15 protein-coding genes are annotated in these 20,390 nt (G+C 69.6%); 9 read left to right on the plus strand and 6 right to left on the minus strand.

Annotated features, from left to right (window positions below; genetic code table 11):
* Window positions 1-190 precede the first annotated feature (190 nt).
* The 5 genes from ACH4EB_RS20175 to ACH4EB_RS20195 all read left to right on the plus strand — a co-directional run bounded on the left by ACH4EB_RS20175 (window position 191) and on the right by ACH4EB_RS20195 (window position 5,354).
* Window positions 191-1,054, plus strand: a complete 864-nt coding sequence (locus tag ACH4EB_RS20175; RefSeq protein WP_398348903.1) for a sugar phosphate isomerase/epimerase family protein — start codon at window positions 191-193, stop codon at window positions 1,052-1,054.
* On the plus strand, window positions 1,051-2,559 hold the full coding sequence (locus tag ACH4EB_RS20180; RefSeq protein WP_398348904.1) for a sugar porter family MFS transporter: 1,509 nt from the start codon (window positions 1,051-1,053) through the stop codon (window positions 2,557-2,559). Before ACH4EB_RS20175 ends, ACH4EB_RS20180 begins: the two co-directional genes overlap by 4 nt.
* A 280-nt stretch (window positions 2,560-2,839) precedes the next feature.
* A complete protein-coding gene (locus ACH4EB_RS20185; protein WP_030018934.1) occupies window positions 2,840-3,043 on the plus strand; it encodes an AlpA family transcriptional regulator in 204 nt (67 codons plus the stop codon).
* 75 nt (window positions 3,044-3,118) lie between these two features.
* A complete protein-coding gene (locus ACH4EB_RS20190; RefSeq protein ID WP_398348905.1) occupies window positions 3,119-4,069 on the plus strand; it encodes a 2-dehydropantoate 2-reductase in 951 nt (316 codons plus the stop codon).
* Window positions 4,070-4,265: 196 nt separating this feature from the next.
* Entirely contained in the window at window positions 4,266-5,354 is a 1,089-nt protein-coding gene (locus tag ACH4EB_RS20195) for a Gfo/Idh/MocA family oxidoreductase (RefSeq protein WP_398348906.1), read from the plus strand.
* Between the two features lie 81 nt (window positions 5,355-5,435).
* Here ACH4EB_RS20195 and ACH4EB_RS20200 read toward each other — a convergent pair whose 3' ends face one another.
* Entirely contained in the window at window positions 5,436-6,656 is a 1,221-nt protein-coding gene (locus tag ACH4EB_RS20200; RefSeq protein WP_398348907.1) for a cation:proton antiporter, read from the minus strand.
* A gap of 920 nt (window positions 6,657-7,576) precedes the next feature.
* On the opposite strand from ACH4EB_RS20200, the gene ACH4EB_RS20205 reads away from it, so the two are divergent.
* Together ACH4EB_RS20205 and ACH4EB_RS20210 are read left to right on the plus strand one after the other, a co-directional pair.
* Window positions 7,577-7,873 carry a heavy-metal-associated domain-containing protein gene (locus tag ACH4EB_RS20205; RefSeq protein WP_030018930.1) on the plus strand — a complete coding sequence of 99 codons (297 nt, stop codon included), beginning with the start codon at window positions 7,577-7,579 and terminating at the stop codon, window positions 7,871-7,873.
* Between the two features lie 5 nt (window positions 7,874-7,878).
* Window positions 7,879-10,188, plus strand: a complete 2,310-nt coding sequence (locus ACH4EB_RS20210; protein ID WP_398348908.1) for a heavy metal translocating P-type ATPase — start codon at window positions 7,879-7,881, stop codon at window positions 10,186-10,188.
* Between the two features lie 508 nt (window positions 10,189-10,696).
* Here the strand turns inward: ACH4EB_RS20210 and ACH4EB_RS20215 are convergent.
* From ACH4EB_RS20215 to ACH4EB_RS20235, 5 genes are all read right to left on the minus strand, one after another.
* Window positions 10,697-11,986, minus strand: coding sequence for a citrate synthase (locus tag ACH4EB_RS20215; protein ID WP_398348909.1), 1,290 nt, complete (start codon window positions 11,984-11,986; stop codon window positions 10,697-10,699).
* Window positions 11,987-12,101: 115 nt separating this feature from the next.
* Window positions 12,102-14,366 (minus strand): ATP-dependent RecD-like DNA helicase, encoded by a 2,265-nt coding sequence (locus tag ACH4EB_RS20220; protein WP_398348910.1) that lies wholly within the window; start codon window positions 14,364-14,366, stop codon window positions 12,102-12,104.
* A 334-nt stretch (window positions 14,367-14,700) separates the two neighbouring features.
* Complete coding sequence (locus ACH4EB_RS20225) at window positions 14,701-15,576, minus strand: sugar phosphate isomerase/epimerase family protein (protein WP_398348911.1); 876 nt, start codon at window positions 15,574-15,576, stop codon at window positions 14,701-14,703.
* Window positions 15,573-16,745 carry a dihydrodipicolinate synthase family protein gene (locus ACH4EB_RS20230; protein ID WP_398348912.1) on the minus strand — a complete coding sequence of 391 codons (1,173 nt, stop codon included), beginning with the start codon at window positions 16,743-16,745 and terminating at the stop codon, window positions 15,573-15,575. The genes ACH4EB_RS20225 and ACH4EB_RS20230 overlap by 4 nt, the downstream gene beginning before the upstream one ends.
* Window positions 16,742-17,893, minus strand: coding sequence for a Gfo/Idh/MocA family protein (locus ACH4EB_RS20235; RefSeq protein WP_398348913.1), 1,152 nt, complete (start codon window positions 17,891-17,893; stop codon window positions 16,742-16,744). The genes ACH4EB_RS20230 and ACH4EB_RS20235 overlap by 4 nt, the downstream gene beginning before the upstream one ends.
* A gap of 224 nt (window positions 17,894-18,117) precedes the next feature.
* Between ACH4EB_RS20235 and ACH4EB_RS20240 the strand changes: the two genes are divergently transcribed.
* On the plus strand, window positions 18,118-19,368 hold the full coding sequence (locus ACH4EB_RS20240) for a LacI family DNA-binding transcriptional regulator (RefSeq protein ID WP_398349129.1): 1,251 nt from the start codon (window positions 18,118-18,120) through the stop codon (window positions 19,366-19,368).
* A gap of 28 nt (window positions 19,369-19,396) precedes the next feature.
* Window positions 19,397-20,374, plus strand: coding sequence for a GNAT family N-acetyltransferase (locus ACH4EB_RS20245; RefSeq protein ID WP_398348914.1), 978 nt, complete (start codon window positions 19,397-19,399; stop codon window positions 20,372-20,374).
* The last annotated feature ends 16 nt before the right edge of the window (window positions 20,375-20,390 follow it).

A 20,390-nucleotide genomic window follows, 5' to 3' on the forward strand; every position in this document is an offset into this window, starting at 1 on the left:
GGCCGGTGTGTCTCCGCACGCCACGGCCAGCGTGCCCCCCGCATGCCACGCCGGCGCGCCGCCCCGCGTCACGGCCGCCCATGCCCCGCCCCGCGCCACGGGGGCCGCATTCGCGCCGCGGGGCCAGCGCCGCGGCCTGCCCTGGGGCCGGTGACGCGGCCCGTGTCGCCTCCCGAAAGGTCTCCCCCTCGTGAAGATCGCTCTCGACCCGTACATGTTCCGCGACGTACCGCTGCTCGACCTCCCCTCCCTGGTGGCCGAGCTGGGTTACGAATGGATGGAACTTTCACCGCGCGACGATGTGAATCCGTTTTTCCTGCACCCGCGCATCGACGACGCCACCATCCGCGCGTTCCGCGGGGCACTGTCCGCCGCGGGCGTCGGCATCTCCTCCGTACTCCCCCTGTACAAGTGGTCCTCTCCTGACGAGGACGAGCGGCAGGCCGCCGTCCGCTACTGGAAGCGCGCCATCCAGATCACCGCCGACCTCGGCGTCGACACCATGAATTCGGAGTTCAACGGCCGCCCCGAACGGGCGGACCGCAGCGAGAGCCGATTCTGGCGGTCGCTGGAAGAATTGCTGCCGGTCTTCGAGCGCGAAGGCATCTCGCTCGCGCTCGAACCGCACCCGGACGACTTCATCGAGGACGGGCACGCCGCCGTCGACCTGATCCGCGGCATCAACTCACCGCTGGTGTCCTTCCTCTACTGCGCGCCGCACACCTTCCACCAGGGGAATGACGCCCCGGGCATCCTCAAGCGCGCCGGCGGGCTGACCACCGCGGTGCACCTCGCCGACTCCTTCGACCACACCGCGTCCTCCGGGCTGCGCTACATCGTCAATCCTCCGGGCTCGGCCGTCCGCGTCCACCAGCACCTGGACATCGGACAGGGCGAAGTGGACTTCGACGAGCTCTTCCGCGAACTGGCCGCCAACGGGTTCGACGGCACTCTCGTCTCCTCCGTGTTCGCATGGGAGGAGCGCGCCAAGGAGTCGTCCCGCTTCATGCGCGAGCAGATCGACGCGTACGTCAAGAAGAACTGGAGCCGATGACGATGGCCGCTGCCAGCAGGCCGACGACCTCCACGGACGGCCCCGATGTCGCAGGTCCCGACCCGTCGGCTTCCCCACGCACCTCCGCCCCACCCACCCCATCTGCTCCTCCCACCCCACCGGCCTCATCTGCCGCCGCCCGTAACGCCAAGCGCTTCATCATCGGCATCGCTGCCATCGCCGCTCTCGGCGGTGCCCTCTTCGGTTACGACACCGGAGTCGTCTCCGGCGCGCTCCCCTTCATGGAGTCGCACTTCGGCCTCACGTCGCTCGGCGAAGGCATCATCACCAGCGCACTGCTGATCGGCGCGGCGTTCGGGTCGCTGGCCGGCGGGCGGATGTCGGACACGCTGGGACGGCGCACTTCCCTGCTGTGGGCCGGCGCGGTGTTCATCGGCGGCGCCCTGGCCGTGGCACTCGCCCCCACCGTCCCCTTCATGGTCGTGGCGCGCTTCGCGCTCGGTCTCGCGGTGGGCAGTGCCTCGGTGATCACACCGTTGTACCTCTCGGAGATCGCGCCACCGCACATCCGCGGCCGACTGGTCTCCTTCAACTCCCTCATGATCGTCAGCGGGCAGTTGCTGGCGTACCTGATCAACGCGGTGCTCGCCCGGTGGGAGGCGTGGCGCTGGATGCTGGGACTGGCGGCGCTGCCGGCCGTGGCCCTGTTCGTCGGCCTCTTCTTCCTGCCGGACACGCCGCGCTGGTACATCGGCAAGGGGCGTACGGAGCAGGCCGCGCGGGTCCTGCGGCGAACGCTGCCCGCCGACGAGGTCGACGCGGAGCTGGGCCGTATCCACCAGGCCCGCGCCCTGGAGGCCGGCGCACGGCGCGGCGCCTGGCAGGACCTGCGTACGCCGTGGGTACGGCGCATCCTGCTCATCGGCATCGGGCTGGCGATCGTCCAGCAGATCACCGGCGTCAACGCGGTCATCTACTTCGCACCCAAGATCCTGGAATCCACCGGCCTGGGCACCAACGCCGCGATCACCGCCACCATCGCGATCGGCGCCGTCTCCGTCGTCGCCACCGCGATCGGCATGTCACTGATCGACAAGGTCGGACGACGACCGATGCTGATCACGGGCCTTTCCGGGATGACCGTATCGCTGGCCCTCCTGGGAGCCTCCTTCCACCTTCCGAAGTCCACCGCCGTCAGTTGCCTCGTTCTCGGCCTGATGGTCCTCTACATGGGCTTCATGCAAGCGACCCTGAACACCGGTGTCTGGCTGCTGCTCGCCGAGATGTTCCCGCTGAAGGTGCGCGGGCTCGCCATGGGCGCCGCGGTGTTCGTGATGTGGCTGGCCAACTTCACGGTGGCCCTGGTGTTCCCGGTGCTTCTCGATGCGGCAGGCCCGAGCGTCACCTTCTGGCTCTTCGGCCTGATGTGCGTACTGTCCTTGCTCTTCTGCAAGCGGAACGCCCCGGAAACCAAGGGGATGGCCCTGGAGGACCTGGAACACGAACTGCGCAAGACGGCTGCGGGGGCGAAAACGGAGGGGTAGGGCCGAAGGACTGGTGGATTGGAGGGCAGGGGCCGCAGAGACGAGGCCCGCCCTCCCCCCTCTCTTCTTCGTCCCCTTCTTCGCCTCGTGACAGCGATGCCCTGTTCGTCACGGCTGTCACCGTTACGCGGGTCTTACGTCACAGCCGATCAACAGGCCCTCGCTCCTGCTCACTCACCGTCGTTCACCGGGCAAGGCTGAGTGATCACCAGACCGCGCGCAGTTTTCCGTCGGCTCCCCCGGGCCGTCACTGCGGGCGGCTGAGGGAGGTGCGAGACATATGACCGACCGCAGACTCTGGTCGTACAAGGAGATCGCCGCACACATCCGAGTCCAACCCGACACCGTGCGCTCCTACCGGAAACACGGGCTACTGCCGCCACCGGACCTCGTGGAGGGCGGCAGACCGTACTGGTTCGCCGACACCATCCGCACCTGGGTCGCCCAGCGCCCCGGACACGGCGGACGCCGCGACAAGGACTGACTCCCTTCCCCGGGCCCCGCGCAATCGTCGCGCGGGGCCTCCGCAACCCGCCCCCATGGGGGTTACGCTCGGCACATGCCGCCCATAGCCGTACCGGCCACGCCCCTGCGCATCGCGGTGATCGGGGGTGGCGCGATCGGCGGATTCGTGGCCGCGCTGGCTCATCCGACGGGGCACGACATCACCTTGTGCGTACGCACACCGCTGGACCGGCTCACCCTCGAAACGGACGGCGAGGTCATCGAAGCCCCCGTACGCTTCGCCGTCGACCCGGGCACGGTCGAGCCCGCGGACTGGGTGTTCCTGGCCACCAAGGCCCAGGACACCGCCGGCGCCGCCGGCTGGCTGCGGCGGCTCTGCCACTCCCGCACGGTCGTCGCCGTACTCCAGAACGGCATCGACCACGCCGAACGCGTAGCCCCGCACGCCCCCGACGGTACGGCCGTCCTGCCCGCGGTCGTCTACGTGTCGGTCGAGTGCACCACCCCCGGCCGGGTCAGGCACTACGCGGGCAACGAGATCCACGTACCCGAAGGCCCCCTGGCCGCGCGCCTCGCCGACCTCCTCGCCGCCGGCCGCCTCAAGGTCGTACCCGTCGCGGACTTCACGACGACCAGTTGGCGAAAGCTGCTCACCAACCTCGCGGCCAACCCGCTCACCGCCCTCCTCCAGCAGCGCATGGGCATTTTCACCGACCCCGGCATGGCCGCCCTCACCCGGGACATCCTGGGCGAAGCGGCGGCGGTCGCGCGGGCCGAGGGCGCGGATCTCCACAACGCCGACATCGACCGCGTACTGGAGATGTACGCGATGGTCCCACCGGACGGCGGCTCGTCGATGCTCTACGACCGCCTGGCCGGCCGCCCGTTGGAGCACGAGCACATCACGGGGGCGGTGGTTCGCGCCGGAGAGCGGCACGGCATCCCCACGCCCCTCAACGGAATGCTGCTCACCCTCCTGCGCGCGGTCGACCGCGAAATCGCCGCCGGAAAGAACGCCGAACTCCCGTCGGGACGCGCCACCTGACAAGGCGTCGGCGCACCCCCGCCCGGTCAGTTCCGATCAGTTCCGGCTCAGACCTTGACATCAATATGTCAGGACATGCAGGCTGCGGCGGAGCTTCGACGCGCCCAAGCCCCGGCTTCGTGACTCCGAACGCCCCAAAGGCACGCCGCGCGTGTCGCGCCGAAGCGCATCCACCGTCCGTCACAGGAGCTGGCACATGAAGATCGGCCTGATCGGTACGGGACGCATCGGGGCGTTCCACGCCGAGACCCTGAAGTCCGTTCCCGGCGTGGACGGCGTCGTCGTCGCCGATGCCGACGCGGCCCGCGCACGCGTCCTCGCGGACACTCTCGGTACCGAGGCCGCCGAAAGCCTCCCCCGGATGTACGCGGCCGGTCTGGACGGCGTGGTGATCGCCGCCGCGACGAGCGCGCACGCCGAGCTGATCCACCAGGCGCTGGACGCCGAGGTGCCGGTCTTCTGCGAGAAGCCGGTGGCGCTGGACGTCGCGGGCACACTCGCCGTCGTGGAACGCTGCCGAACCAGCGCCGTCCCCGTACAGATCGGTTTCCAACGACGCTTCGACCGCGGCTACCGGGCCGCCCGCGAGGCCCTGCGGTCCGGTGACCTCGGCTGGATTCACACACTCCGCGCCTGCACCAGCGACCAGTCGCCGCCGCCCGCGGACTTCATCCCGTCTTCCGGCGGACTGTTCCGCGACTGCGGCATCCACGACTTCGACATCATGCGCTGGCTCACCGGCCGCGAAGTCGTCTCCGTGTACGCGCAAGGCGCCAACCGCGGCGCGTCCTTCTTCGCCGACGGCGACGACGTGGACACCTGCGCCGCGCTGTTGCGCTTCGACGACGACACGCTGGCCACGGTCACCGCGACGCGCTACAACGGCGCGGGGCACGACGTCCGCCTGGAGGTGTGCGGCTCCAAGGGCGCGCGCGTCGTCGGGCTCGACGACCGGGCCCCGCTGCCGAGCGCCGAGCCGCACGTCTCGTGGCAGCGGTCCGCTCCGTACACGACCTTCATGGAACGTTTCCATGACGCGTACGTCACCGAGCTGGGCGCCTTCGTGGACGTGGCCGCCGGCCGCGCGGAGAGCCCGTGTTCGCCCGCCGAAGCGCTGGAGGCGCTGTACATCGCCGAGGCGTGCGACCGCTCCCGTCGCACCGGCGAACCGGTCAGGGTCGCGGACGTACGCGCTGCCGCAGGACAGGCGGATACGTACGATGCGTACGGCTCCGACGCCGTACGCCCCTCGGCGGGCACCCTCGCCGACACTTCCCGGACATGACCCGACCAGGCGCCGCACTGTTCGGCGTCACTCCCCTGCCGTGAGAGCGGAGAAGAAGCGGACGGAGCGCGGGGCGGTGGCTCACCAGGATTCCGACGCGCCCTTCCGTGGCCCTTCCGGGAGCGGCGCCAGCCCTTCCGCTCCGGCCCGCAGCCGCATGGCCACCAGCGGGAAGACCAGTACGGAGATCATCGCCGCGCCCACCATGGCCGCCGCCTCGCCGGCGTCCAGTACGCCGCTGTCCTGGCCGATCGTGGTGATCGCGACGACCAGGGGCAGCGCCGTCGACCCGTACAGCATCAGTGCGGCGCGGTCCTTGCGGCCCAGATCGCGGGGCGCGAGCAGGACGAGCGGCAGCCCGCGTACGACCAGCAGCAGGACGAGGAAGAGCGGGAGCAGCAGAAGCGAGCGCGCGTTCTCGAAGAGGGACGACAGGTCGAACTCGACTCCGGTGACGATGAAGAACAGCGGCACCAGGAAGCCGAAGCCCATCGCCTCCAGCCGTCCGAGAATTTCCTGGCTGCTGTCCGGCGCGGCCTCGTGCAGCACCAGCCGCATGATGATGCCGGCCGCGAACGCGCCGAGCAGGATGTCCAGTCCGAACACCTGCGAGATTCCGAGCATGACGGCCAGCAGCAGAACGAACAGCCGGATGGCGAACTGGCCGCTGCTGTGCAGGGTCCGGGCGATGATGCGGTAGAACCACATGGGGCTGGGCTTCAGGGCCCAGTAGACGGCACCGGCGGTCAGCAGGGCGAAAGCGAAGAGCAGGATGGTCGATTCGCCGGGGTCGCGCCCGCTGAGCAGCAGCGTCATGGCGATGATGGGCCCGAATTCGCCGACCGCGCCGGTGGCCATCATCACCGAACCGAAGCGGGTTCCCAGGTCGCCGGAGTCGCGCAGTACGGGCAGGACGGTGCCGAGCGCCGTACTGGTGAGGGCGGTACCGACGACGATCGCCTTGGTGAGGTCGCCGGCGGCGAAGCCGAAGGCGATGGCCAGGCCGAGGACGAGCGAGACGGTCCAGGCGTAACCGGCGCGTTTGAGGGTGTCCCCGCGGACCTTGGCGAACTCGATCTCGTACCCGGCGATGAACATCAAGGTGGCCAGCCCGAGGTCGGAGAGGGCATTGATGACCTCTCCGGAGTGGGCCCAGCCCAGGACATCCGGGCCGATCAGGATCCCCAGCACGATCTCGAAGATGACCAGTGGCACGGGCAGCCAGCGGCCGAGACCGTATGCGAGGAGCGGGGCGGCCACGGCGATCGCCATGATCAATACGAGCGTTGCGGACTGCGACATAAGCCGCTTTTCTACCACAAAGGTGCACTTGCTCCCGCTTCGCGGGCCGGATCACCGGGCACTCCTTACGGCCCGTCAGTCGACGCGCCCGTCCGTACGTCGACGGGCCCGGACCCGCCCCTGCGGAGGCGCGCCGACGGGCGGCGCACAGCCGTACAGGGCGGCGTTCCGCTCTGCGGTGTCTGCGAGGGGTGCGTTGTCCGAGTTCCCTTCGTTCTCTTCGTTCTCTTCGTTCTCTTCGTTGTTGAAGGTCGCCCGGAGGACCCGGCGCGCCCGGCACACCGAGGCGCCGTCCACTGCGCCGACGCGCCCGGAGCGGCCATCCCAGCCGGGGAGCCTGCACACCACCCCGGACGTCGACGCACCCACGATCCGCCCGCCGGGCAGGAAGCGCACCACCGCGACGGACGGACGGCACACCATGGCGCCCCGTCCGCGAGAAAACCCACTCCAAGGGCGCCCGCGGCCGCGCCCGTCGGGGCATCCAGGACCGTACGGGACCGCCGAAGCGCCGCGCAACCAGGCACATCAGCAGGTCACCGCAGGTCGCGCCGCCTGCGGCGACCAGCAACACGACGGATCCCCCGGAACGTCACAGGAAGCGCGCTCCGGCGGACCAGCAGGGCGGCGTGGGGCGCCGGAGACGGCGGCGTGGTGAACAACGGCAGCCAGTACCGGGAGCGCGCGTCCAGGACTCCCGCCCCCTCGCCTCCCCGGGGCCGCCGCCTCAAGGCCGACTTCGCGGCACGTCACTCGGCGACGTCGTACGCGTACACACCTGGCATGCATACCCCCTAGGGGTATAAAGTTGTGGTTGTCGGGAAACGCCGGGGACTCTCGGGACTCCGGATTTCCCACGCCACACGTGCATGTCAGTGAAAACTTCGAGCACGGCGACCACACGCACCAAGGAGAGACCCATGACTGCCGAACAGACCAACGGTTCCTGCTGCTCCCCCGAGGGCTCCTGCAACTCCGGCGCCACCGACGTCCAGGTGGGCGACGTCACGACCACCTACAAGGTGAGCGGCATGACCTGCGGTCACTGCGAAGGCGCCGTTTCCGCCGAGATCTCCGAGATCCCGGGCGTCCACTCGGTGCAGGCGTCCGCCGCCACCGGCCTGGTGACCGTCGCCTCCAAGGCGCCGCTCGACGAGGCGGCCGTGCGCGCGGCGGTCGACGAGGCCGGTTACGAACTAGAGGGTCCGGCGGCCTGAGTCCGATGACCGGTACGACCACGCAGGCGCGGGTCGAGCTCGCCATCGGCGGCATGACCTGCGCCTCGTGCGCGGCGCGCGTGGAGAAGAAGCTCAACCGGATGCCGGGCGTCAGCGCCACCGTCAACTTCGCCACCGAAAAGGCGCGCGTCGAGTACGGCGACGGGGTCTCGGTCGACGATCTGATCGCCACGGTGGAGAAGACGGGCTACACCGCGCGACGGCCGGCGCCCGCGGAATCCGCGGCACCGTCCCCGGCCGACGGCTCCGATCAGGATTCCGCCGCCCCGTCCACCACGGAAGGCGGTTCCGACGCGCACGACCAGGAATTGGCCGACCTCCGCCGGCGACTGCTCGTCTCCGCCGTGCTGGCCGTTCCCGTGGTCCTGCTGTCGATGATCCCCTCGCTCCAGTTCGACAACTGGCAGTGGCTCTGCCTGACGCTGGCCGCGCCCGTCGTGGTCTGGGGCGCGTACCCCTTCCACCGGGCCACCTGGACGAACCTGCGGCACGGCGCCGCCACGATGGACACCCTGGTGTCCATCGGGACACTCGCCGCCTTCGGCTGGTCCCTGTGGGCACTGTTCTTCGGCGACGCGGGCATGCCCGGTATGCGGCACGGTTTCGACTTCACCGCGGCCCGTACGGAGGGCTCCTCGGCCATCTACCTGGAGGCCGCGGCCGGGGTGACGGCTTTTCTGCTGCTCGGCCGCTGTCTGGAGGCGCGTTCCCGGCGGAAGGCCGGCGCCGCGCTGCGTGCGCTGATGGAGCTGGGCGCGAAGGACGTGGTGGTGCTGCGGGACGGGCACGAGGTGCGCGTCCCGGTGGAGCAGTTGGCCGTCGGCGAACGGTTCGTCGTACGCCCCGGAGAGAAGATCGCCACGGACGGCACGGTCGTCGAGGGATCGTCCGCCGTGGACGCTTCGATGCTGACCGGCGAATCGGTACCGGTCGACGTGGCTCCCGGTGACGGCGTGACGGGCGCGACGGTGAACACCAGCGGCCGGCTGGTGGTCGAGGCCATCCGGGTCGGCGGCGACACGCGGCTGGCGCGGATGGCAGCGCTGGTCGAGAACGCGCAGAGCGGCAAGGCCGAGGTGCAGCGGCTCGCCGACCGGGTTTCCGCAGGCTTCGTCCCCGTCGTGCTGCTGGTGGCGCTCGGCACCCTGGCCGGCTGGCTCCTGGTGACCGGTGATGCAACCGCGTCGTTCACGGCGGCCGTCGCCGTACTGATCATCGCCTGCCCGTGCGCTCTCGGTCTGGCGACACCCACCGCCCTGATGGTCGGTACGGGCCGCGGCGCCCAGCTCGGCATTCTCATCAAGGGCCCCGAGGTCCTGGAGTCCACCCGCCGCATCGACACCGTCGTCCTGGACAAGACCGGCACGGTGACCACGGGACGGATGAGCCTGTACGAGGCCGTGCCCGCGCCGGGTGTCGCGGAGGACGAGTTGCTGCGGCTGGCGGGCGCGCTGGAACACGCCTCGGAACATCCGATCGCGCGCGCCGTCGCGGAGGGGGCACGTGAGCGTCTGGGCGCACTTCCGGAGCCGGAGCACTTCGAGAACGTGCCGGGGCTCGGCGTACGCGGCGTGGTGGAAGGCCGCCGCGTCCTCGTCGGGCGGGCGCGGCTGCTGCGCGAGGACGCCGAAGGCGGGGCGGCGTCCGGCCCCGATGGCCCTCCGGAGGCGCTGACCGCCGCCAGGGAGGCCGCCGAGGCCGCGGGACGGACCGCCGTACTCGTCGCCTGGGACGGGCAGCCACGCGGCCTGCTGTCGGTTGCCGACACCGTCAAGGAAGGCAGCGCCGAGGCGGTTCGCCGACTGCGCGCGCTGGGGCTGGCTCCGGTGCTGCTGACCGGGGACAACCAGGCGGTGGCCGACGCCGTGGCGGCGGAGGTGGGCATCGGCGAGGTGATCGCGGAGGTGCTGCCCGAGGACAAGGTCGCGGTGATCGAGCGGCTGCGCGGCGAGGGCCGCAGCGTGGCGATGGTCGGCGACGGCGTCAACGACGCGGCCGCCCTGGCCGCCGCCGACCTGGGCCTGGCGATGGGCACCGGCACGGACGCGGCCATCGAGGCGGGAGACCTCACCCTCGTACGCGGCGATCTGCGGGTCGCGCCGGACGCCATCCGGCTCGCCCGCCGGACACTCGCCACGATCAAGGGCAATCTCTTCTGGGCCTTCGGCTACAACGTCGCGGCGGTTCCGCTCGCGGCGGCCGGTCTGCTCAATCCGATGATCGCGGGGGCGGCGATGGCCTTCTCGTCGGTCTTCGTGGTCGGCAACAGCCTCCGGTTGCGGCACTTCCGCTGACGGATGTGTGCGGCGCGGATTCTTTTCGCCTTCACAAGTTCCCTACATCTGACACAACACCCATACGGAAGGGCCCCGATCTCCAGATCGAGGCCCTTGACCGTATTCGCCCACTTATGGCAAGAGACCCAGATCACATCACTTCTAACGTAACCATTGCGGGGGGTCGCGAGTCTAACCGTGCGGTGCAGGCACCTCGGCGGGGCCTGTACCGCAACGGCCAGGCTGGTCTTGGGGGACCACGCCCGGCAACGCGTGGCCGGGGCGACGTGCCCGGGGAGCTTTGAGCGGCCCTCCCGTACGTGCGCGTCCCGGCAGATCGCGGCACCACCAAGAAGCGCCCGGACGGATCCCGTGGGGGGAATCCGACCCGGGGAACAAGGGAAGCGCCCCGCGCTCCGGACCCGTGGGGGGATCTGGAGGCGGGGCGCTTTCTGCTGGACGGACCGGCCCGGGCCGCCACGCGGGCGGCCGGCCGGTCAGCAGCCTTCCCGGAGGACGGAGTCGCTCAGCGCTCCTCGACCGGGACGAAGTCGCGCTCGACGACCCCGGTGTAGATCTGGCGCGGGCGGCCGATACGGGAACCCGGCTCCTTGATCATCTCGTGCCACTGGGCGATCCAGCCGGGCAGCCGGCCGAGCGCGAAGAGCACGGTGAACATCTCGGTCGGGAAGCCCATGGCCCGGTAGATCAGACCGGTGTAGAAGTCCACGTTCGGGTAGAGCTTGCGCGAGACGAAGTAGTCGTCGGAGAGCGCGTGCTCCTCCAGCTTGAGCGCGATGTCCAGCAGCTCGTCGGACTTGCCGAGCGCCGAGAGGACGTCGTGCGCCGCCGCCTTGATGATCTTCGCCCGGGGGTCGAAGTTCTTGTAGACGCGGTGCCCGAAGCCCATGAGCTTCACGCCGTCTTCCTTGTTCTTCACCTTGCGGATGAAGGAGTCGACGTCACCGCCGTCGCGCTGGATGCCCTCCAGCATCTCCAGCACCGACTGGTTGGCGCCGCCGTGCAGCGGGCCCCACAGCGCGTTGATGCCGGCCGAGATCGAGGCGAAGAGGTTCGCCTGCGAGGAGCCGACCAGGCGCACGGTGGAGGTCGAGCAGTTCTGCTCGTGGTCCGCGTGCAGGATGAGCAGCTTGTCCAGAGCGCTGACCACGACCGGGTCGAGGTCGTACTCGGCGGCCGGCACCGAGAAGGTCATGCGCAGGAAGTTCTCGACGTAACCGAGGTCGTTGCGCGGGTAGACCACCGGGTGGCCGACCGACTTCTTGTACGCGTACGCCGCGATCGTCGGAAGCTTGGCCAGCAGCCGGATCGTCGAGATGTGGCGCTGCCGCTCGTCGAACGGATTGTGGCTGTCCTGGTAGAACGTCGACAGCGCGCTGACCACGGAGGACAGCATCGCCATCGGGTGGGCGTCCCGCGGGAAGCCGTCGAAGAACCGCTTGACGTCCTCGTGCAGCAGGGTGTGGTAGGTGATGTCCTGCTTGAAGGTCGCGAGCTGGTCGACGGTGGGCAGCTCACCGTTGATCAGCAGGTAGGCGGTCTCGACGAACGTGCTGCGCTCTGCGAGCTGCTCGATCGGGTAGCCGCGGTACCGAAGAACCCCGTTCTCACCGTCCAGATAGGTGATCGCGGATTTGTACGCGGCAGTGTTGCCATAACCGGAATCCAGGGTCACCAGACCGGTCTGGGCGCGCAGCTTCGAGATGTCGAAGCCCTTGTCGCCGACGCTGCTGTCGACGACCGGGTAGCTGTATTCGCCGTCCCCGTAACGCAGTACTACAGAGTTGTCGCTCACGTCATCCCTCACCGACGTTGTGCCTCTTCTTCGAGGTGCCCTGACTGCCTATACCTTCCCCCATTTGGACCTTGGCTGTGCACTCGGGGTCGGCCATAGGGCCTGTGGGCGGCACTCAGTGCCGCTTCAGCCGCCCATCCTGCTCCCCTTCGCCCCGATTGGGGAAGAGGTGACCGCGCACCGCACCGGCGAGTCGGTGGCGCAGTGCGGTCCACCTTCGACCGGCGGACACGGTGCGTACGGCCTGCCCCAAAGCCTTGCGCGAGCCGACCAGCACCACCAGCTTCTTTGCCCGCGTGACGGCCGTGTAGAGCAGGTTTCGCTGCAACATCATCCAGGCGCCGGTGGTGACCGGAATCACCACAGCCGGATACTCACTGCCCTGGGAACGGTGGATGGTCACCGCATACGCGTGCGTCAGCTCGTCCAGCTCGTCGAAATCGTACGAGATCTCCTCGTCCTCGTCCGTGAGCACCGTCAGCCACTGCTCGTCCCGGTTGATCTTGGCGACGACGCCGACCGTGCCGTTGAAGACGCCGTTGCTGCCCTTCTCGTAGTTGTTGCGGATCTGCGTCACCTTGTCACCCACCCGGAACACCCGGCCGCCGGAGCGCCGCTCCGGCGATTCGGGCCGCGCCGGGGTGAGGGCCTGCTGGAGGAGACCGTTCAGCGGGCCGGCGCCGGCCGGGCCGCGGTGCATGGGGGTGAGCACCTGGACGTCCCGCCGCGGGTCGAGGCCGAACTTCGCGGGGATACGGCGCGCGACCACGTCGACCGTGACCCGGCCGGCCCCCTCGGAGTCCTCCTCCACGAAGAGGTAGAAATCAGTCATTCCCTCGACGATCGGCAGTAGGCCCTCGTTGATGCGGTGCGCGTTGGTGACCACGCCGGAGTGCTGTGCCTGGCGGAAGATGCGGGTCAGCCGTACGGCCGGGACCGGGCAGTTCTCGGCGAGCAGATCCCGCAGCACCTCGCCCGCGCCCACCGAGGGGAGCTGGTCCACGTCGCCGACCAGGAGGAGGTGGGCCCCGGGCGGCACCGCCTTGATGAGCTTGTTGGCGAGCAGCAGGTCGAGCATGGAGGCCTCGTCGACCACCACCAGGTCGGCGTCGAGCGGTCGGTCCTTGTCGTACGCGGCGTCCCCGCCCGGCTTGAGCTCCAGCAGCCGGTGCACCGTGGACGCCTCGGCCCCGGTGAGCTCCGCCAGGCGCTTGGCGGCCCGGCCCGTGGGAGCCGCGAGCACCACCTTGGCCTTCTTCGCGCGGGCCAGTTCCACGATGGAGCGGACCGTGAAGGACTTGCCGCAGCCGGGCCCGCCGGTGAGCACGGACACCTTCTCGGTGAGCGCCAGTCGTACGGCGGCCTCCTGCTCGGGTGCCAGCGTGGCCCCCGTCCGATTGGCCAGCCAGGCCAGCGCTCGGTCCCACGCCACGGTCCGGAACGCCGGCATGCGGTCCTCCTGCGTCCGCAACAGCCGCAGTATTTGCGCCGCGAGAGAGGTCTCGGCGCGGTGGAACGGCACCAGGTAGATGGCGGCGACCGGCTTGCCCTCCGGGGACGGCACGGTCTCGCGGACCACACCTTCCGGATCCGCCGCCAACTCCCCCAGACAATCGATGACCAGCCCCGTGTCGACCTGGAGCAACTTGACCGAAGCGGCGATCAGCTCCTCCTCCGGGAGGTAACAGTGGCCTTGATCGGTGGACTGCGAGAGCGCGTACTGCAGACCCGCCTTGACCCGGTCCGGACTGTCGTGCGGGATGCCGACGGCCTGCGCGATGCGGTCGGCGGTCAGGAAGCCGATGCCCCAGACGTCGGCGGCGAGACGGTAGGGCTGGTTCTTGACGACGGAGATCGAGGCATCGCCGTACTTCTTGTAGATGCGCACCGCGATGGAGGTGGAGACGCCCACCCCCTGGAGGAAGATCATGACCTCCTTGATGGCCTTCTGCTCATCCCAGGCGTCACCGATCAGCTTCGTACGTTTCGGGCCGAGCCCGGGCACCTCGACGAGACGCTTGGGTTCCTGCTCGATGATGTCGAGGGTGTCCAGACCGAAGTGCCCGGTGATCCGGTCGGCCATGACCGGGCCGATGCCCTTGATGAGTCCGGAGCCGAGGTAGCGCCGTATGCCCTGGATCGTGGCGGGCAGGACGGTGGTGTAGTTCTCGACGGTGAACTGCCGTCCGTACTGCGGGTGGGAGGACCAACGGCCTTCCAGCCGCAGCGACTCCCCCGGCTGCGCGCCCAGCAGCGAACCGACGACAGTGAGGAGATCACCGGAGCCGCCCGTGTCCACACGCGCGACCGTGTAACCGGTGTCCTCATTGGCGTAGGTGATCCGCTCCAGGACCCCTTCGACCACGGCTGGAATGAACATGAACCGACGGTACCGCCGAGGTCCGACATCGCGTTCGGGCCTGTGGATAACTCGGTTGTGAGGCTCTGCGGCGCGGTGCGCGGGCGGCGTTCCGGCGGCTTCCGCAGCCGTCGCGGGCGGGTTCCACCGCGCCGGTGCGGAGGGTTCCGCCGCACCGGTCCGCAGACGCTTCGAGGGGCCCGGTCCGACGACCGGGCCCCTCGATTCCCCCTCCGTGCGGCCCCCTGATCCCCCCTCGGATCCCCCCGGTTCCCTCTCCCCTCGGGAGCCTGACGACAAGTACGACCCGTCCGGCCCGAGAACGGTTGCACGGATCCGGTGAGTTATTACTTCGTTACCTGGCGTGCATGACGTGAGTGGTGAACCGTTCGACGACTTCGGCCAGTACCTCCGCGCCCGGCCGCTCCCACAGCGCCGGGTTGAAGATCTCGACCTCGACGGGCCCCCGGTAACCGGTGGCATCCACCTGCTCGCGGAACCAGCGCAGATCCACTGCCCCATCGCCGAGTTGGCCGCGCCCGAGCAGTACGCCGGCCGGCAGTGGTGTCACCCAGTCGGCGAGCTGGAAGGCCGCGATACGCCCCCCGGCGCCCGCGCGCCCGATCTGCGAGCCGATCGTGTCGTCCCACCACACGTGGTACGTGTCCACGACCACACCCACCCGCTCGACCGGGAATCGCTCGGCGAGCGTCAGGGCCTGGGCGAGAGTGGAGACGACACAGCGGTCCGCTGCGTACATGGGGTGGAGCGGTTCGATCGCCAGGCGCACCCCTACGTCGGCCGCGTACGGGGCGAGCTCGGCCAGTGCGTCAGCTACCCGTTCACGGGCGCCGTGCAGGTCGCGACTGCCCAGCGGCAGCCCACCCGAGACCAGGACGAGGGTGTCGGTGCCGAGGGTGGCGGCTTCCTCGATGGCGGCCCGGTTGTCGTCCAGGGCGTCCGCGCGTTCCTTGGGGTCCAGGGCGGTGAAGAAACCGCCGCGGCAGAGGCTGGTGACGGTCAGCCCGGCATCGCGTACGAGACGGCCGGCAGCCGCCACCCCGTATTCCTGCACCGGGGCGCGCCACAGGCCGACGCCGCGCACTCCCGCTCTCGCGCAGCCGTCGACGAGTTCGGGCAGCGACCATTGCTTGACGGTCTGCTGATTGAGGCTGAAGCGGGCGAGGAAGTCGTCCGTTTCTTCCGGGCACGTCGGACGAGCACTGTTCATGCCACGCCTCCGTAAACCGCAGCGAGTTGACGCATACGGGCCGCCGCCAGGTCCGGGTCCGGGAACAGGTCCAGCCCGTCCGCCATTTCGTACGCTCGCTGCAAATGGGGCAGCGAGCGCGCCGACTGGAGGCCGCCGACCATGGTGAAGTGCGACTGGTGGCCCGATAGCCAGGCGAGCAGGACAACACCTGTCTTGTAGTAACGCGTCGGTGGCTCGAAGAGGTGACGGGAGAGCGCGACGGTCGGATCCAGCAGCTTGCGAAAGCCCGCCGTGTCCCCGCTGTCCAGAAGGCATACGGAATCGGCTGCCAACCGTGCGAGAGGATCGAAGATGCCCAGCAAGGCGTCGCTGAAGCCATGTGCGTCGCCGGCGATCAGTTCGGGGTAGTGGAAGTCGTCGCCCGTGTAACAGCGCACTCCCTCCGGAAGGCGTCGGCGCAGCCGGACCTCGCGCTCGGCGTCCAGCAACGACACCTTCACGCCGTCCACCTTGCCGGGGTGCTCGGCGATGATCTGAAGAAACGTATCGGTTGCGGCGTCCAGATCCGCACTGCCCCAGTAACCCTCCAACGCTGGGTCGAACATCGGGCCGAGCCAGTGAAGGATCACCGGCTCAGCGGCCTGGCGCAGCAGGTGACCGTAGTTTTCCACGTACGGATCCGGCCCTGCGGCTGTCGCGGCGAGTTGCCGGGAGGCCATGACGATGGCCCGCGCGCCTGCCCCTTCCACGAGTGACAGTTGTTCCTCGTAAGCAGCCCGGATGCCGGCCAGGCTCACCACGGACGCGTTCAGTTGGTCCGTACCGACTCCGCAGGCAATGCGACCGCCCACGGCCGCGGCTTCGGCGGCGGAGCGGCGGATCAGCTCGGCCGCCGAAGGCCAGTCGAGTCCCATGCCACGTTGCGCGGTGTCCATGGCTTCGGCCACGCCCAGGCCGTGCGACCACAGGTGGCGGCGGAAAGCCAGGGTGGCGTCCCAGTCGATGGCGGCGGGACCGTCGGGGGTGGTGTCGGCGAAGGGGTCGGCGACCACATGAGCAGCGGCGAAGATGGTACGGGAGGTAAAGGCGACCTCCGCTCCGCGGCCGGCCGCAGTCGGCGGCCGCCCGGCCCCGCGCCCGTCTCCGTATGGAGGCGTGTCGGCCGTCCCGCTCCCCTGCCCGGTCATCGCCCGAGCTCCGGCACGTCCAGGCGGCGGCCTTCCGCCGACGACCTCAGTCCCAGTTCGGCGAGCTGAACGCCGCGCGCGCCCGCTGTCAGGTCCCAGCGCCAGGGCGCGTCCCGTACGACATGGCGCAGGAACAGCTCCCACTGGGTTTTGAAGCCGTTGTCGAAATCCGCGTTGTCCGGGATTTCCTGCCACTGGTCGCGGAATGGTTCGGCCACCGGGATGTCGGGGTTCCAGACCGGCTTGGGAGTCACGGAGCGGTGCTGGACGCGGCATGTGCGCAGTCCGGCAACGGCGGAGCCTTCCGTGCCGTCCACCTGGAACTCGACCAGTTCGTCGCGGTGGACCCGTACCGCCCAGGAGGAATTGATCTGCGCGACGATGCCGCCGTCCAACTGGAAGATCCCGTACGCGGCGTCGTCCGCGGTGGCCTCGTACGGCTCGCCGTTCTCGTCCCAGCGGCGTGGTACGTGGGTGGTGACCTGGGCCTGGACAGTCCGTACGGGGCCGAAGAGTTCGTGCAGGACGTACTCCCAGTGGGGGAACATGTCGGCCGCGATGCCGCCGCCGTCCTCGGCACGGTAGTTCCAGGACGGGCGCTGCGCCGGTTGCCAGTCGCCTTCGAAGACCCAGTAGCCGAACTCCCCCCGTACGGAGAGGACACGACCGAAAAAGCCTCCTTCGACCAAGCGGCGCAGCTTGAGCAGGCCGGGCAGGAAAGTCTTGTCCTGGACGACGCCGTGCTTGACGCCGGCTTCGTCGGCCAGCCGGGCCAGCTCCAGCGCGCCGTCGAGACCGATGGCGGTGGGTTTCTCGCAGTACAGGTGCTTCCCGGCAGCAATCGCTTTCTTCAAGGACTCCTCGCGGGCGGCGGTGACCTGCGCGTCGAAGTAGATGTCGACGCTGTCGTCCGCGAGCACCGCGTCGAGTTCGGTGCTCCAGTGCTCCAAGCCGTGGCGCTCGGCAAGCGCCCGCAGTTTGTGTTCGGAGCGGCCCACGAGAATCGGTTCGGGCCAGATCACCGTGCCGTCGCCGAGGTCCAGGCCGCCTTGTTCGCGCAACGCGAGGAGGGAACGGACCAGGTGCTGGCGGTAGCCCATGCGTCCGGTCACACCGTTCATGGCGATGCGTACGGTCGTACGTGTCACGGTCCGGCCCTTCCCTTGGAGGAATGCGGCTCCCGTGGCGGGCGCGATGCGAGCGCCGGCGCGCACGGCAAGCGAAAGACAGCGATTGACGGTTCATGACGGCGGTGGCCAAGCCGACGGCGAAGCGCGGACCAGAAACGCGTAGTAAGCGCTTTCCATCGCGGGAGAAGCTAGCCTGCGGCGCGAGGCAAGGACAAGAGGCACGACAGGGGGCGGGGCGACCGATGGCAGTGACGCTGGCGGATGTTGCGGCGCGGGCGCGCGTTTCGACGGCGACCGTTTCGCGCGTACTGAAGGGCGACTATCCGGTCGCCGAGAACACCCGCGCCCGAGTGCTGCGCGCCGTGGCGGACCTGGAGTACGTGGTCAACGGCCCGGCCAGCGCGCTGGCCGCCGCCACCTCGGACCTGGTGGGCATTCTCGTCAATGACATCGCCGACCCGTTCTTCGCAATCATCGCCTCGGCCGTGCAGTCCGAGGTGAGCGGCGGCACAACCAGGCGAACGCCCAGGGGAGCGGACACCCGAACGGGTGACGGCGATACGCGCCGCAGCCCGGCCGGCGCATACGGGCTGGTGCCCGCCGACGAGAAACTGGCCGTCGTGTGCAACACCGGCGGCTCCCCTGAACGCGAAATCACCTACCTCACGCTGCTCCAGCGTCAGCGCGCGGCCGCGGTGATTCTGACCGGTGGTGCGGTGGAGGACGCGGAACACGAAGCGGCTGTGGCTGCGGCGCTGTCTCGGCTCGCCGCAGGCGGCACCCGAGTGGTGTTGTGTGGGCGTCCGCCCGTTAGGCCGGGAGCCAACGAGTCTGAAGCCGGCGCGCTCAAGGCCGGACTGATTCCTCGGACGCGCGCTGCCGTGGAACGTTCCGCTCCCCGGGCCGCTGCCCCGGCCGGTCCCGTCGCCCCCTCCCCTATCACCCTCGCCTTCGACAATCGCGGCGGCGCACGACGGCTCACCGAGCACCTGGTCTCGCTCGGCCATCGGAACATCGGGTACGTCGCCGGGCCGGTCGGCCGTACCACCACTCGCCACCGCCTGGAGGGCCATCGCGCCGCCCTCGCCGCGCACGGCATCCCCGACCCGGCCCACCGCACCGTCCACGGCACTTACGACCGCGCCGTCGGCTACGACGCCGCGCGAGAACTGCTACGCCGGGACGCTTCCTTGACGGCCATCGTCGCGCCCAACGACACCGCCGCCCTCGGAGTGTGTGCCGCCCTGCGCGACCGTGGTCTGCGGATACCCGGCGACCTCTCCGTGGCGGGCTTCGACGATCTTCCGTTCAGCGCGGACGCGGCGCCGGCGCTGACCACCGTACGGCTACCGCTCCAGGAAGCCGGTGCGCGGGCCGGGCGGCTGGCGATGGGGCGTGAGGCGCCGCCGCCGGGAGAAGTCGCCACTGTTCGCGCTGAGTTGATGGTGCGCGAGTCCACCTCCGTACCGTACTCTTGCCGCAGTCAACCTTGACTGGGTCAACGGTAAGGCGGGATGCGCCATGTCAGCCCATGCCCACGAGGTTCAGGAAGTCCGCAGGTTCAACCGTTTCTACACGAACCTCATCGGCGCGCTCGACTACGGTCGCCACCTCTACACCCCGTACACCCTCACCGAAGCCCGGGTCCTGTTCGAGATCGCGCATGCCCAGCACGTGGACGCCGCCGATCTGCGCACGTCGCTCTCCCTGGACGCGGGCTACCTCAGCAGACTGCTCACCAGGTTCGAGCAGAACGGCCTGATCACCCGCGGCCCCTCGGAGCGGGACAGGCGACGGCAGCGCATCACGCTCACCGAGGACGGCCGAGCGGCCGCGGATCTCCTGGAGGAACGTTCGTGCGATTCCGCCGGGGTGCTCCTCAGCCGCCTTCCCCCCTGGGACCGGGCGCGGCTCGCCGAATCGATGGCGACCATACGAGAAATTCTCGGCAACACGACGGAACGCCCGGCCCCGGTATTGCGGCTGCGCGCCCCCGAGCCCGGCGACCTCGGCTGGATGGTGCAGCGTAACGCCGTTCTGTACGCGCGGGAGTACGGCTTCGACCGCGGTTACGAGGCCCTGGTGGCCCGTGCCGTCGCCGAATACGCCGAGCACGGCGACCCGCGCTGGGACCGCACCTGGGTCGCCGAGCTGGACGGCGAACGCGTGGGCTCGGCCATGTGCGTACGGGACGGAGCACGGGACGGAATCCACACCTCCCCGGGGCCGGCGAGCGGGACAGCACCCCGTACGGCCCGGTTGCGGCTGCTCCTGGTCGAGCCGGACATGCGCGGGCGCGGCATCGGACGGGCGCTGGTGTCCGCAGGCGTCGACTTCGCCCGCGAGGCCGGCTACCGCGAACTGGTCCTGTGGACGAACTCCGTACTGAGCGCCGCGCGCGTCCTGTACGAGCGCGCGGGCTTCGAGCTGACCGCCGAGAAGCCGCATCACCGTTTCGGCCGGGAGCTCGTCGGACAGGACTGGCGTTTGCCGCTCTGATCTGTGTTCACATGGT

The organism is Streptomyces sp. NPDC018045 (assembly GCF_044327445.1).
In the GTDB taxonomy this organism is placed as follows: domain Bacteria; phylum Actinomycetota; class Actinomycetes; order Streptomycetales; family Streptomycetaceae; genus Streptomyces.

Coding starts and splice junctions, on each gene's coding strand:
- ACH4EB_RS20180 (WP_398348904.1), top strand. CDS start 1,051: ATGACGATGGCCGCTGCCAGCAGGCCGACGACCTCCACGGACGGCCCC.
- ACH4EB_RS20185 (WP_030018934.1), top strand. CDS start 2,840: ATGACCGACCGCAGACTCTGGTCGTACAAGGAGATCGCCGCACACATC.
- ACH4EB_RS20190 (WP_398348905.1), top strand. CDS start 3,119: ATGCCGCCCATAGCCGTACCGGCCACGCCCCTGCGCATCGCGGTGATC.
- ACH4EB_RS20195 (WP_398348906.1), top strand. CDS start 4,266: ATGAAGATCGGCCTGATCGGTACGGGACGCATCGGGGCGTTCCACGCC.
- ACH4EB_RS20200 (WP_398348907.1), bottom strand. CDS start 6,656: ATGTCGCAGTCCGCAACGCTCGTATTGATCATGGCGATCGCCGTGGCC.
- ACH4EB_RS20205 (WP_030018930.1), top strand. CDS start 7,577: ATGACTGCCGAACAGACCAACGGTTCCTGCTGCTCCCCCGAGGGCTCC.
- ACH4EB_RS20210 (WP_398348908.1), top strand. CDS start 7,879: ATGACCGGTACGACCACGCAGGCGCGGGTCGAGCTCGCCATCGGCGGC.
- ACH4EB_RS20220 (WP_398348910.1), bottom strand. CDS start 14,366: ATGTTCATTCCAGCCGTGGTCGAAGGGGTCCTGGAGCGGATCACCTAC.
- ACH4EB_RS20225 (WP_398348911.1), bottom strand. CDS start 15,576: ATGAACAGTGCTCGTCCGACGTGCCCGGAAGAAACGGACGACTTCCTC.
- ACH4EB_RS20230 (WP_398348912.1), bottom strand. CDS start 16,745: ATGACCGGGCAGGGGAGCGGGACGGCCGACACGCCTCCATACGGAGAC.
- ACH4EB_RS20240 (WP_398349129.1), top strand. CDS start 18,118: ATGGCAGTGACGCTGGCGGATGTTGCGGCGCGGGCGCGCGTTTCGACG.
- ACH4EB_RS20245 (WP_398348914.1), top strand. CDS start 19,397: ATGTCAGCCCATGCCCACGAGGTTCAGGAAGTCCGCAGGTTCAACCGT.